General features: G+C 44.5%; 14 protein-coding genes and 1 pseudogene. 8 read left to right on the forward strand and 7 right to left on the reverse strand.

What is annotated here, in order from left to right; genetic code table 11:
* Positions 1–187 (forward strand): annotated as a pseudogene (locus KIH43_RS07540) (coenzyme A pyrophosphatase); the annotation flags it as partial.
* The gene (locus KIH43_RS07545) at positions 184–1,143 is read left to right on the forward strand and encodes a CobD/CbiB family protein (protein ID WP_297719382.1); all 960 of its coding nucleotides are present in this window, start codon (positions 184–186) and stop codon (positions 1,141–1,143) included. The pseudogene KIH43_RS07540 and the gene KIH43_RS07545, both read left to right, overlap by 4 nt.
* Here the strand turns inward: KIH43_RS07545 and rsgA are convergent.
* Together rsgA and KIH43_RS07555 are read right to left on the reverse strand one after the other, a co-directional pair.
* Positions 1,088–2,101: a ribosome small subunit-dependent GTPase A gene (gene rsgA, locus KIH43_RS07550; protein WP_297719385.1), complete on the reverse strand. Its 1,014-nt coding sequence runs from the start codon at positions 2,099–2,101 to the stop codon at positions 1,088–1,090. The genes KIH43_RS07545 and rsgA overlap by 56 nt on opposite strands.
* 3 nt (positions 2,102–2,104) lie before the next feature.
* Positions 2,105–3,364: a M48 family metallopeptidase gene (locus tag KIH43_RS07555; RefSeq protein ID WP_297719389.1), complete on the reverse strand. Its 1,260-nt coding sequence runs from the start codon at positions 3,362–3,364 to the stop codon at positions 2,105–2,107.
* 15 nt (positions 3,365–3,379) lie between these two features.
* Between KIH43_RS07555 and orn the strand changes: the two genes are divergently transcribed.
* Positions 3,380–3,955, forward strand: a complete 576-nt coding sequence (orn, locus tag KIH43_RS07560; protein ID WP_297719392.1) for an oligoribonuclease — start codon at positions 3,380–3,382, stop codon at positions 3,953–3,955.
* A gap of 44 nt (positions 3,956–3,999) precedes the next feature.
* Here the strand turns inward: orn and mog are convergent, their stop codons facing one another.
* On the reverse strand, positions 4,000–4,623 hold the full coding sequence (mog, locus tag KIH43_RS07565) for a molybdopterin adenylyltransferase (protein WP_296968052.1): 624 nt from the start codon (positions 4,621–4,623) through the stop codon (positions 4,000–4,002).
* Positions 4,624–4,649: 26 nt separating this feature from the next.
* Between mog and pmbA the strand changes: the two genes are divergently transcribed.
* Positions 4,650–5,996 (forward strand): metalloprotease PmbA, encoded by a 1,347-nt coding sequence (pmbA, locus tag KIH43_RS07570; protein ID WP_297719397.1) that lies wholly within the window; start codon positions 4,650–4,652, stop codon positions 5,994–5,996.
* A gap of 45 nt (positions 5,997–6,041) precedes the next feature.
* Positions 6,042–7,136, forward strand: coding sequence for a TRAP transporter substrate-binding protein DctP (dctP, locus tag KIH43_RS07575; RefSeq protein ID WP_296968049.1), 1,095 nt, complete (start codon positions 6,042–6,044; stop codon positions 7,134–7,136).
* An 84-nt stretch (positions 7,137–7,220) separates the two neighbouring features.
* On the opposite strand, the gene KIH43_RS07580 is transcribed toward dctP, so the two are convergent.
* Together KIH43_RS07580 and KIH43_RS07585 are read right to left on the reverse strand one after the other, a co-directional pair.
* A complete protein-coding gene (locus tag KIH43_RS07580) occupies positions 7,221–7,922 on the reverse strand; it encodes a carboxylesterase (protein WP_297719400.1) in 702 nt (233 codons plus the stop codon).
* Positions 7,922–8,467, reverse strand: coding sequence for an energy-coupling factor ABC transporter permease (locus KIH43_RS07585; RefSeq protein WP_297719402.1), 546 nt, complete (start codon positions 8,465–8,467; stop codon positions 7,922–7,924). The genes KIH43_RS07580 and KIH43_RS07585 overlap by 1 nt, the downstream gene beginning before the upstream one ends.
* Before the next feature lie 261 nt (positions 8,468–8,728).
* On the opposite strand from KIH43_RS07585, the gene KIH43_RS07590 reads away from it, so the two are divergent.
* Positions 8,729–9,106: a hypothetical protein gene (locus KIH43_RS07590; protein ID WP_297719405.1), complete on the forward strand. Its 378-nt coding sequence runs from the start codon at positions 8,729–8,731 to the stop codon at positions 9,104–9,106.
* Between the two features lie 13 nt (positions 9,107–9,119).
* Here KIH43_RS07590 and KIH43_RS07595 read toward each other — a convergent pair whose 3' ends face one another.
* Together KIH43_RS07595 and KIH43_RS07600 are read right to left on the reverse strand one after the other, a co-directional pair.
* Complete coding sequence (locus KIH43_RS07595; RefSeq protein WP_296968041.1) at positions 9,120–9,338, reverse strand: hypothetical protein; 219 nt, start codon at positions 9,336–9,338, stop codon at positions 9,120–9,122.
* 138 nt (positions 9,339–9,476) lie between these two features.
* Complete coding sequence (locus tag KIH43_RS07600; RefSeq protein ID WP_297719408.1) at positions 9,477–10,367, reverse strand: CoA ester lyase; 891 nt, start codon at positions 10,365–10,367, stop codon at positions 9,477–9,479.
* An 87-nt stretch (positions 10,368–10,454) separates the two neighbouring features.
* Between KIH43_RS07600 and KIH43_RS07605 the strand changes: the two genes are divergently transcribed.
* Positions 10,455–11,144, forward strand: a complete 690-nt coding sequence (locus KIH43_RS07605; protein ID WP_297719411.1) for a nitroreductase — start codon at positions 10,455–10,457, stop codon at positions 11,142–11,144.
* 49 nt (positions 11,145–11,193) lie between these two features.
* A partial coding sequence (locus KIH43_RS07610; RefSeq protein WP_297719414.1) for an alpha/beta hydrolase occupies positions 11,194–11,941 on the forward strand: 748 nt, incomplete at its 3' end.

The raw sequence follows: 11,941 nt of genomic DNA on the forward strand, positions 1-11,941 counted from the left end.
AGATGTGTATAAGAGACAGTTTGAGGTCCCCTTACATTTTTTGCTCGATCCTGCCAATCATCAGGTCAGATTGTGGCAAAGTGAGCAGGGTGGCCGCCGTTTTTATTCAATGCCTTATGAGGACCGGTTTATTTGGGGTGCTACAGCGGGAATGTTGCGTAACCTTTATCATCTATTAAAAGTATGACTTTCTTTTCTATTCTCTTCGCCCTCATTGCTGAGCAATATCGCCCAGTCACTTCCAGTCATTGGATTGCGCGTCTATGCGCTCGTTGGCTGGACTGGGTAGCTGCCGAGTTTGGCGGCAAATCTGATGACGGTGCTAGTCCAGTTGGTGCGCGTATGGCGTGCTTGGTGGCTTTTGTTCTACCCACATTTTTAGTGTTCATGGTGTATGTCACCTGTATGGTGACCTATCCTATTCTGGGATTCTTGTGGAATATTGTGATTGCGTATCTGTTTTTTGGATTTCGGCAATTTAGTCACTCATTTACCTTGGTGCATGAAGCTATTGAAGCGCATGATTTACCTGCTGCACGTGCGGCGCTTGGTCAATGGTATGGGCCTGAATTAGATACTAATAACCTTACTGAAACAGAAGTGATTTCATTAGCGCTTGAGCGCGCGATTATTGGTTCACATCGCCATGTATTTGGCGTGTTGTTTTGGTTCATGATGCCAATGGGTCCTGCTGGCGTAGTCTTATATCGTTTAGCTGATATTGCTGCTCAACGTTGGTCTGAGCGAGGCGATTTCAATTTGAGCGAAGCAGCGCGCCACTTCTTCTATGTCTTAGATTGGATTCCATCTCGCATTACTGCAATCGGCTTTGCCATCGTTGGTAATTTTGAAGGCGCTGTGTATGCCTGGCGATATCTCACTCAAAAATGGGCTGATCCTTTATCAGCAGTGATTTTGGCTGCTGGTGGCGGTGCTCTTGGTGTGCGCTTAGGTGAGCCCTTGAGTGAGCCCGATAGTGATGAAGCCTTAAGAATGGCTGAAGCAGGAGAGCCGTTAGTTTATGAAGTGGGTCTTGAACCCACCGAGCGTTCGATGCGCTCTGCTGTGGGCTTGGTATGGCGTTTAGTTATCGCTTGGATGATTTTGTTGTTAATGCTGACCATCGCTCTTTGGCTTGGCTAATACCTTGTATTTGCGTATCCGCAATTTTTGAATCTGAAATCAATTGTTTAAATAGCGCCAATCTTTCTGGCGCTATTTCATTTTTATCGACTGCTAAACGTACTGCACAATCAGGTTCTGACTGATGTGTGCAATTATGAAAGCGACATTGACCAAGTAAAGGTTTGAATTCGCGAAAAGCATGTTGCAATTCGCTCACAGACATATGGGCTAAGCCAAATTCTTGGAATCCTGGTGAATCAATGAGGGCGCCGAGTTTGCCGTTATCACCTCTACCCCAAGAGGTAGGCAGCTCAAAATAACGACAAGCAGTAGTGGTGTGCTTTCCAGTATCTAGGCGAACTGAATATTCTTGGGTAAGTGCAGCTGCATTGGGCACCCAAGCATTTAATAGGCTCGATTTACCCATCCCTGATTGACCCACAAATACAGAAACCTTTCCCGCTAACACAGGACGTAATTGCTCTAACGAGGCGCTATCAAATTTTGCAGATACCTCGTTCACTGGGTATCCCATGCGAGCATAGGGCTCGACTATTTTGCGAGCATGTACTAGGTTGTCTTGCAGATCGCATTTATTGAGCAAAATACGTAGCTCAATTTGATTTGCTTCAGCAGCGACGACTGCTCTGCCCAATAAGTCTGGGGAAAAAGCAGGTTGTGTTGCCAAGACTACTAAGATTTGGTCCACATTCGAGGCGATGATTTTGCTTTTGAATGCATCTGAGCGGTAAAGAATATTCTGACGCGGTTCAATTTCAATGATGCGTGCTTGATCTGCAGAGGTCATCTCTAGCAACATACGATCACCCACAGCGCCGATATGTTGTTTAGCAGGGGTGCTCACCTGGATCAATGGTCCTGTGGGCGATTCATTGCCAAACGCATCCACCACAAGACGCTGCGCTAAATAGTGCCTTCCATATGACGCAGTGAGTAAGGCGCGAAAGGATTCCATTAGTTAATGAGAAGTATGAGAACGCTGAAGATTAGCAATGCGCAGTGGCGCTGGTGGGTGTGAGCTATAGAATGCGGTATAGATCGGATCAGGCGTTAATGTAGAAGCATTGTCTTGATAGAGCTTTACTAGCGCAGATATCAAATCTTGTGCTGACGACTTTTCTGCAGCGAAATTATCCGCTTCATACTCATGTTTACGAGAAGCAAGACTGCCCAATGGAGTGAAGAAGAAGCTAAAGACCGGAGAAACTAACATAAATAGCGCAAGAGCAAGGCCGCCGTTATAGCCATTGAGATTAGGCATAACACCTAAATCAGTGTAGAACCATGCTTGCGTACTAATCCAACCTATAAGCGCAAACATCAGAAAGCTTAGAGCAAAGGAAACTATTAGGCGCTTGCGAATGTGTTTGCATTTGAAGTGACCAAGTTCGTGTGCGAGTACCGCCTCAACTTCACCTGGACTTAGTTTTTCTATTAAGGTATCGAAGAAAACGATCCGCTTTGCTTTACCCATGCCAGCAAAGAACGCATTACCATGCGCACTACGTTTGCTGCCATCCATGACAAATAGACCCTGACTTGCAAAATCACAGCGAGCCAGGAGTGCTTCAATTTGAGTTTTTAAGGGACCATCCTCAAGTGTCTCAAATTTATTAAATAAGGGTGCAATAAATGTTGGAAAAATCCACTGCATCAATAAGCTAAAAATAGAGAGGACGGCCCAAGCCCAGAGCCACCAAAGATCGCCTGCTTTTAGCATGAGCGTCAGAATGACCCACAACAAAGGAATACCAATGGCACCCCCAACAGCTATCCCTTTAAACATATCGCTAAAGAACAATTTTTTGGTCATGCGATTAAATCCAAATTGCTCTTCAAGATGAAATTGTTTGTACCAGGAAAAGGGAAGGTCGATTACCCCAGAAATCAAGACAATAGAAACGAGCAGAGCGATTTGTTGGGAAACTCCCTCACCCAAGAGTTGTAGCAAAGAAAGATTGAGGATTTCAAGTCCACCTAATAGGGTGAAGGCAATTAAAATAATGGCGCTAACCCCATTTTCGAGAATACCCAAACGTAATTTAGCAATGGTGTAATCAGCCGCTTTTTGATGTTCAGCCAAGGTGACCTTGGAGGCAAATTCAGTCGGTACTGAGGCGCGATGCTGGGCCACATGGCGAATTTGACGAAGAGAGAGCCAGTGGCGCATACCAAAACTGGCAATAAAGGCGATGAGGAAAACAATTGTGAATGTCATGAGATCATTATAGATATGAGCGAACAAAACAACACTGCAGCACCAGCCAACGAACACCTGATTTGGGTCGATATGGAAATGTCGGGCTTAGACCCAGAAAAAGAACGTATCTTAGAGATTGCCATGATTGTGACTGATGCCCATCTCAATACGATTGCAACGGCTCCAGTTTGGGTGGTGCATCAAGACGATGCCATCTTAAATGCCATGGATGCATGGAATAAAGGCACTCATGGGCGGTCTGGTCTTATAGATAAAGTCAAAGCATCCACCATGAATGAGGCATCGGTAGAAGCTGAATGTATTGCTTTTTTAAAACAATACATTAAGCCAGGCATTGCGCCTATGTGTGGCAATACGATTGGTCAAGACCGTCGCTTCATGGCTAAGTACATGCCTAAGTTAGAGGCTTACTTTCATTACCGTAATGTGGATGTTTCAACACTCAAAGAACTTTGTAAGCGCTGGCACCCTGAGTTAGTCAAAGGTTTTACCAAGAAACAGGCGCATACTGCCCTGGCTGATATTGAAGAATCTATCGAAGAATTAAAGTACTACCGCGAAAAATTCATTGTGCCCTTGCCTAAATAACAAAGTCCGCTGAGGCGGACTTTGTGCTGGAGCTCAATCTACTGCTATTTTTTAATGGCGCTCTTGGGTCTAAAAGCTTTAATGACTTCTTCGTTAGTTTGAATGTAGGGTCCGCCAATTAAGTCGATGCAATAGGGGACCGCTGCAAAAATTCCTGGGACAATCGACTTTCCGGTTTCATCTTTTAATCCCTCGAGCGTTTCCGCAATCGCTTTGGGTTGTCCTGGTAGATTAATCACTAAAGCTGCATGACCTTCGATTTCGCGAAGAACAGCAGTTTGCCGAGACAAGATGGCGGTAGGAACAAATTTCAGGCTAATTTGACGCATTTGTTCGCCAAAGCCTGGCATTTCTCGTGTTCCTGCTTCTAGGGTTGCCTCTGGGGTGACATCCCTGCGTGAGGGGCCAGTGCCACCAGTGGTGAGAACCAGGTCACAGTAAAAGTCATCGACCAGTTCAATAATGGTTTCAGTAATGACTTCCCATTCATCGGCGATAAGGCGTTCGTGGAAGGTGCAGTCATTGGTGATGGCTTTTGTGAGCCATGATTGCAGGGCTGGAATGCCTTCATCCTGATAAATACCCTTGCTGGCCCTGTCAGAGATTGAAATGAGGCCGATTTTGACCTCATTTGGTGATTTGCGTTGTTGGGCTTCGTTATGCTTCATATTTCTATTCTAGCTATTATTAAGGCATGTTTACATATTCATCTGACCAGTTTCAAGAAATTATTCGTTTCATGCTTCAAGAGGCCAAAAAAAGGGGTGCCTCAGATGCAGTTGCCGAGGTTTCCGAAGGTCAAGGGTTATCAGTCACAGTCCGCAAAGGGGAAGTGGAAACCATAGAGCAAAGCTTGGATAAACAAGTTGGCGTTACTGTGTATTTGGGGCATCGTCGCGGCAATGCGAGTACTAGTGATTTTTCAAAAGCGTCATTAAAGGCAACGGTTGATGCTGCATATCACATAGCACAACACACAGCTGAAGATGATTGTGCCGGCCCCGCTGAATCTGAGTTGTTAGAAAAAAATCCTCGAGATCTTGATTTATTTCATCCCTGGATGCTTGATGCTAGCAAAGCAGTTGAAATTGCTCGCATTGCAGAGAGCGCTGCGTTTAGTGTGAGCAAACAAATTCAAAATAGCGATGGCGCTTCTGTATCAGCGCATCATGCGCATTTTATGATAGGGACCTCGCATGGTTTTATGGGCGGCTATCCATTTTCACGTCACTATATTTCCTGTGCGCCAATTGCAAGTGAGGGTGGAAAAAAATCAGCTATGCAAAGAGATGATTGGTATTCGAGTTCTCGCATTCCGCAGGACTTGGCCGATCCAGCTGCTATTGGTAAATACGCTGCGCAGCGTGCACTCTCACGCCTGAAGGCAAGATCGTTAACTACTCGACGTTGCCCCGTTATTTTTGAAGCACCCTTAGCTGCAGGTTTGGTAGGTGGTTTAGTGCAGGCCATTTCTGGAGGTGCGCTGTATCGTCGCTCCAGTTTTCTCTTGGATAGTTTGGGCAAGCCAGTGCTACCCAAGCATGTCAGTCTTTTTGAAGACCCTCATCTCAAAGCCATGACGGGTAGTGCGCCATTTGATGAAGAGGGCGTAAAGACCCAGGCGCGTATGGTCGTGGATAAAGGGATATTGCAAGGGTACTTCTTATCTACCTACTCAGCACGTAAGTTAGGCATGAAGACGACGGGCAATGCGGGTGGCTCACATCACTTAACGCTTAGTAGCAAAAAAACACCTAAGGGTGGTTTGCCTGCGTTATTAAAAGAGATGGGTACAGGATTATTGGTTACCGAGTTAATGGGGCAAGGCGTGAATTATGTAACGGGCGATTACTCACGTGGCGCTTTTGGCTATTGGGTGGAGAATGGAGAAATTCAATATCCTGTTGAAGAAGTCACGATTGCAGGTAACTTGCGTGAAATGCTCCTAGATATTGAATTGATTGGTAGCGACTCTTTGATTCGGGGTACAAAAGAAACGGGATCCATATTGATTGGATCCATGACGGTTGGTGGTAAATAGCCCTCGTTATAGAATCATTAGGCAAAAAAAGAAAAGGAGATGGTGATGCAAAGACGTTCATTTCTAAAGAAAGCTACGGTAGGGGCTGGTGTAGCTGCTGGAGTTTCCACCTTAGGCGCCCCCGCTATTGCCCAAAGCTTGCCTACCCTCAATTGGCGCTTGGTATCAAGTTTTCCTAAATCGTTAGATACGCTCTTTGGCACACCCGAGATTTTCGCAAATGCATTGCGCAAGGCAACGGATGGCAAATTTAATGTGAAGGTGTTTGCCGCTGGTGAAGTAGTGCCCGCATTGCAGGTATTAGATGCCGTCCAAAATGGAACGGTTGAGTGCGGTCATACTGCCAGTTATTACTATCTCGGTAAAAACAGCGCATTCATCTTTGATACTGCCGCGCCGTTTGGTATGACGGCTAGACAACAGTCAGCATGGATGCTGCATGGAAATGGTATGAAGCTGATGCGTGAGTTATATGCAAGCTATAACATTGTTAATTTTCTTGGCGGTCAGACTGGAACTCAGATGGGCGGTTGGTTCCGTAAGGAAATCAAATCTCCAGAGGATTTAAAGGGGCTCAAATTCCGTATCGCAGGTTTTGCTGGTCAGGTATTGGCAAAGCTCGGCGTAGTGCCACAACAATTGCCTGCTGGCGAAATTTATTCTGCCTTGGAAAAAGGCACGATTGATGCAGCAGAATTCGTGGGTCCATACGATGATGAAAAATTAGGCTTGGCAAAAGTTGCTAAGAATTATTACTACCCAGCCTTCTGGGAAGGCGCTGCAGGACTTTCGTTTTTAGTAAATAAAAAACAGTGGGATTCGCTTCCACCTTCATACCAAGCTGCTTGGGAAGCTGCTTGTTTTGAGGCTCATACTGATATGTGTGCAAAATATGACGCCCTCAATCCTCCTGCATTGCAACGTCTTTTGCAAAATGGTGCAGTGTTGCGTAAGTTCAATACTTCCATCATGGATGCCTGTTTTAAGGCAAGCCAAGAGACTTATGCGGAGGAATCTGCCAAGAATCCACAGTTCAAAAAAATATTTGATGACTACCGTGTATTCAGAAATATGGAGGCGCAGTGGTTTGGGGTGGCCGAGCAAGCATTTGCCCAATATAGTTTTAATAAAAAACTATAAAGCGCGATTACCAATAATGAAAAAGGGCTCGCTTGAGCCCTTTTTCATTCGTCGAATCCATTTCCAGTAATTGCGTTCAATGACTTATGCCTTTTGTTTCAACACGCTTTGCAAGAAGCGCGAAATATCCATGATCTCTTCTCGATTAACAGAGTGCTCCATCGGATACTCATTCCAGGACACTGTGTAACCCATTTTTTCCAGTAAAGCATAAGAAGCCTCGGCTCGCTCAGGAATCACTACAGCGTCATACATGCCATGCGCCATAAAGATGGGTATATTTTGATTGGCAGAATGCTTCTCGCTGGCAAGAGTGCTTGCTAGCGGCAAGTAGCCAGAGAGCGCCATGATGCCTGCGAGCTTATGGGGAAAACGTAAGCCAATTTGTAAGGCCATAGCGCAACCCTGAGAAAAGCCAGCCAATACGATCTGATCATAGGCAATTCCACGACTTGCTTCATGCTCAATAATATTGGTAATGGCGTTGGCGGATTTCAAAATACCAGCCGCATCTTCCTGATCCATGAGATTTCTGCCAATGATGTCGTACCAAGCAGGCATTACATAGCCACCATTGACAGTCACCGGCATGCTTGGGGCACTTGGAAAGATGAAGCGAATGCCAGGACAGCCTTCTAAATTTAGTTCAGGGACAATTGGCACAAAGTCATTACCATCGGCACCAAGGCCATGAAGCCAAATGACTGCTGCTGTGGGATTGGGCTCGGTTTCAAGTTCGATACATGGCAACATCATGGTCTCTTCATCTAGGAATAGATTGCCCATTATCTACTCATATACGCTTCTTCGTTGTACGTTGAAACCCAGTTGGGTCTAAAAATCAAAAAGATAGCTAGCAACATGCCAGAGAGGGAGCCTTCCATAAAGGCAATAATGATTAAGCCCAAAAGCCAGCCTTCAAAATCGAATGAACTTACAGCGCCTCCCAAGAGCATTCTCACCAGCAATAAAAAAGAGCCTGACAGAATGACACTCATGAAGGCTGCGACATAGCCATTTCCTAAAATCAAAACAAACAAATGTTTGGGAATGTATTTTTGAATAGCTTGAATGGTGAGGTAAGCAAAGAAGGTTGGCAACACACAAACCATTAAATAATGTTGCGAGGCTTCAACATAGCCACCTTGTATTACATAAACCCCTAAAAATGCGACTGGAAATAATATCGTGAGGGCTATGGCTGGGCCAAACATAGCTGTCAATAGAGATGCCCCATAAAAATGAAAAATTAGTCCATAAAACTTACCGGGTGCCTGTCCTGGAAGAGTGGGCGAAACATTCCAAGCAATGGCCAAAAAGAGAATCGACACAATCGCCAAAAATGACAGCGGGTGTTTAGTAAAGATCTGGGGAGGGCTGAAGTACAGTGCCCCCAAAAAGATAGCGATGGATAAACCTAACCAAATCATGTTGTGATAGCCCTTTTATGGAGGGTGTTTACAGATGGGGTTCAGTCTAATCAATTAAGGGATAAAACCTATCAGCACTTTTACTTAGATGGGTGCAAACTTAGGGTGGGGCGCGGTGTAAGATAAATTTTTGATAAAAACTATCCAGACGAGGTCGATTAAATGAAGACTTATCCCATTGCCATTGAATTGACAGTTTGGTTTGATCTCGGGCTTAATCAGTATGAGGTCACGATTGATGAGGCGTCACGGATTTCGATCAAAAGAACGGATGATGTTCTTCACACTCGGGATCTCACAGGCCCAGAAACGCAAATGCTATTGGATGCCATTCAAACTCTGAAAGTGCCGATAGCGGAAGATGTTGCGACAAACTCTACTAAAAAAGCTTCTTCAAGTTATGAGTTGATTATTGAGTCGGCCCACTTTTCCTTGGAATTTAATTGGGAAAATTTAGATGTTGAGGCAAGCAATACAGATGCATTTGATGCATTGACCAAGCTGGCAAGTCTGATACAAAGTCTAGACTTAGATCATTAGCAACTTAGGTAACTTAATTTTCTACAACGACAAAGTCTCCTTGTGAGACTTTTTCTCTAAATTGAGAGAATGAAAATAGCGCCTTGATCGACCTCGTATTGATGACTTCAATCTTGCCATCTGGCGTGAGATTCGCAAGATATTCCCCTTCCGGAAATAAAGCCTCAGGTATTGTCTCGGTATTATGAATTTGGGCATTTAGCACCAAACTTTTTGTAATTTTGATACGCATAAGCCATCATAGGCTTTGGTTCTAGGAGCCTAATGGCACTGTGCACATTTTAGATAAGCATTGCACCATTTAAGGGTGTAAGCACTCATCTAGTGCAATGAGATTGCCGCTCCTTACCAACTACATTTCACTTCGAGCTTATTGGTTGCTCGATGGTGGGTTAGCAAAGGAATGAATTGCTTTGGCCAAAGCCAAGATGCGTTTGGCCTCTTGAATATGAAGCTCTTCAATGAGCTTGCCATTGAGCACGGCAATGCCTGCCCCTGACGCAATAGCTTGCTCGTAAGCAGTAATGCGCTCATTTGCTTCCGCAACTTCATCTGCGGAAGGGCCAAAGACTGCATTGGCGGCAGCAATTTGACTAGGGTGAATCAGGGTTTTGCCATCAAACCCCATATCCCGGCCTTGCACACAGGATTGTTGTAGCCCCTTCTCATCATCTAAGGAGAGGTGGACACCATCTAAGACACATAGTCCAAACGCACGTGCTGCTAATACAGAAAGCGATAGAGCAGTTTGTGTCTCCACTCTATTGGGAGTATGTCTTGCATGTAAATCTTTAACTAGATCTGAGGTACCCAAAACCAGTGCCTCTAATAAAGGGTGAGAATTGGCAATCTCGGTGAGCTGAAAAATAGCCTTAGGGGTTTCAATCATGGCCCAAATTGTTAAATCTGGTCGGGCTTGAGATTCCTTGAGAAGCTTTGCTACCGTCTGAATCTGCTGTGCAGACTCCACCTTTGGTAAAACAATTGCATCTGCTTTGCTGTTGGCAAAGGCTTTCAGATCATCCATGCCCCAAGGTGTATTGAGGCCATTAATCCTGACAGTCGCCTCGCGATGACCAAATCCAATCTCCAAGGCCTGCAGGATATTTTGCCTGGCCATCACTTTGGCATCCGGGGCTACTGCATCCTCTAAGTCCAAAATGAGTGAATCGGCGGCTAGCGTTCTAGCTTTCTCGAGCGCGCGGGTATTGGCACCAGGCATATAGAGAACAGATCGTCTAGGTCTACTAATATTGATCATGGTATACAGATATAAATAATGAACAAAAAATCAACAAAGAATCAAAATACCATATCTGAAAGTATTGTCAGCTAAAAGAGGGGAAGTATGAATTCCGTAGATCAAGCAATAGAGTCAAGAATGTCGGTGAGGGCATTTACCAAAGAGCCTGTTTCAAGGGAAATAATTCTGAATTTGCTTGATCTCTCTGCAAGAGCCCCCTCAGGAACCAATACACAGCCATGGAAAGCCTATGTCCTTGAAGGCGAGAAGTTACAACAGTTATGTAACCTTGTTTGTGCTGCTTATGACAGTATTGCTCAGCATCCTGAGTTAGAAAAAGAATATCAAGCGGGGTACGACTACTATCCAACCAAATGGTTCAGTCCTTATATCGATCGTCGTCGTGAAAATGGCTGGGGTTTGTATGGGCTTTTAGGGATTACCAAGGGCGACAAAGATAAGATGCATGCACAGCATCGCAAAAACTTTGAGTTTTTTGGGGCGCCTGTTGGTATTTTCTTTACGATTGATAAAGAGTTGGGCAGGGGCTCTATGTTGGACTACGGTATGTTTCTGCAAAATTTCATGATTGCTGCGAGAGGAAAAAATCTAGATACCTGCCCGCAAGCAGCTTGGAATACTTTCTCCAAAATTATTTTGCCTTTTATTGGGGCGCAGGATAATGAGATGCTAGTGTGCGGTATGGCATTAGGGCATGCAGATAAGGAAGATATTGTGAATACCTTTCGCACGCCACGCGTATCCGCACAAGAGTTCACTACCTGGATTAAGTAAAACTATTGAACTAAATTTGTCATTGCGATTTGATCTATATTGAGTAACTATGCATAAGATATTACGTAAATCCACAGCCCTAATTGGTTTTGTATTGATGCTTGTTTGTGTCAATGTAAAAGCTCAAGATCCAGCGGCAATATGTGCCTCCCAAAACCAATCCATTCAAGTAGGGCCATCCGCTATTCAGTATTTCAAGATGGGGGAAGGGTCACCAATATTGGTGCTTCATGGCTTATTTGCCCAAAAAGAGCAGTGGACCGATTTTGCCTGTCAGCTTGCTAAGAATGGTTTTGCGGTATATGCACCAGATCTGCCAGGTTATGGGCAAAGCACCGGTTTTCCTATTGAAAGTTATCAATTGATCAAGGAAGTAGAGTTAATTCATCGTTTTACGCAAAAACTCAATTTGAATGCATTCAATATCGCTGGTAACTCAATGGGGGGTGCGATAGCCGCTATGTTTGCGCATCAATATCCCAATGAGGTGAGATCCATTGCATTCATTGGTGCTCCCATGGGTGTCATTAGTTGGAGCCCGCAATTAAAGGACGCGATATACGCTGGCATCAATCCATTTATCCCTATTACAGTACAGCAATTTGATTTAGAAATGCGTTTATTGTTTGCCAAACCACCTGAGCTAGATCAAGCTATTAAAGAAGCAGCGGTTACCGAATACACTAAAAATAATCGGCATTATCAGCAAGTTTGGAATATCGTGAATTTAGATATCAATGTCTTAGAAAGTGCACCTGATTCAAAGAAGCCAACATTTATTACATGGGGTAAAGAAG

It is taken from the genome of Polynucleobacter sp. (genome assembly GCF_018500155.2).
Lineage (GTDB): Bacteria > Pseudomonadota > Gammaproteobacteria > Burkholderiales > Burkholderiaceae > Polynucleobacter.

Coding starts and splice junctions, on each gene's coding strand:
- KIH43_RS07595 (WP_296968041.1), bottom strand. CDS start 9,338: ATGCGTATCAAAATTACAAAAAGTTTGGTGCTAAATGCCCAAATTCAT.
- KIH43_RS07580 (WP_297719400.1), bottom strand. CDS start 7,922: ATGGGCAATCTATTCCTAGATGAAGAGACCATGATGTTGCCATGTATC.
- pmbA (WP_297719397.1), top strand. CDS start 4,650: ATGTTTACATATTCATCTGACCAGTTTCAAGAAATTATTCGTTTCATG.
- rsgA (WP_297719385.1), bottom strand. CDS start 2,101: ATGGAATCCTTTCGCGCCTTACTCACTGCGTCATATGGAAGGCACTAT.
- orn (WP_297719392.1), top strand. CDS start 3,380: ATGAGCGAACAAAACAACACTGCAGCACCAGCCAACGAACACCTGATT.
- mog (WP_296968052.1), bottom strand. CDS start 4,623: ATGAAGCATAACGAAGCCCAACAACGCAAATCACCAAATGAGGTCAAA.
- KIH43_RS07605 (WP_297719411.1), top strand. CDS start 10,455: ATGAATTCCGTAGATCAAGCAATAGAGTCAAGAATGTCGGTGAGGGCA.
- KIH43_RS07590 (WP_297719405.1), top strand. CDS start 8,729: ATGAAGACTTATCCCATTGCCATTGAATTGACAGTTTGGTTTGATCTC.
- KIH43_RS07555 (WP_297719389.1), bottom strand. CDS start 3,364: ATGACATTCACAATTGTTTTCCTCATCGCCTTTATTGCCAGTTTTGGT.
- KIH43_RS07600 (WP_297719408.1), bottom strand. CDS start 10,367: ATGATCAATATTAGTAGACCTAGACGATCTGTTCTCTATATGCCTGGT.
- dctP (WP_296968049.1), top strand. CDS start 6,042: ATGCAAAGACGTTCATTTCTAAAGAAAGCTACGGTAGGGGCTGGTGTA.
- KIH43_RS07545 (WP_297719382.1), top strand. CDS start 184: ATGACTTTCTTTTCTATTCTCTTCGCCCTCATTGCTGAGCAATATCGC.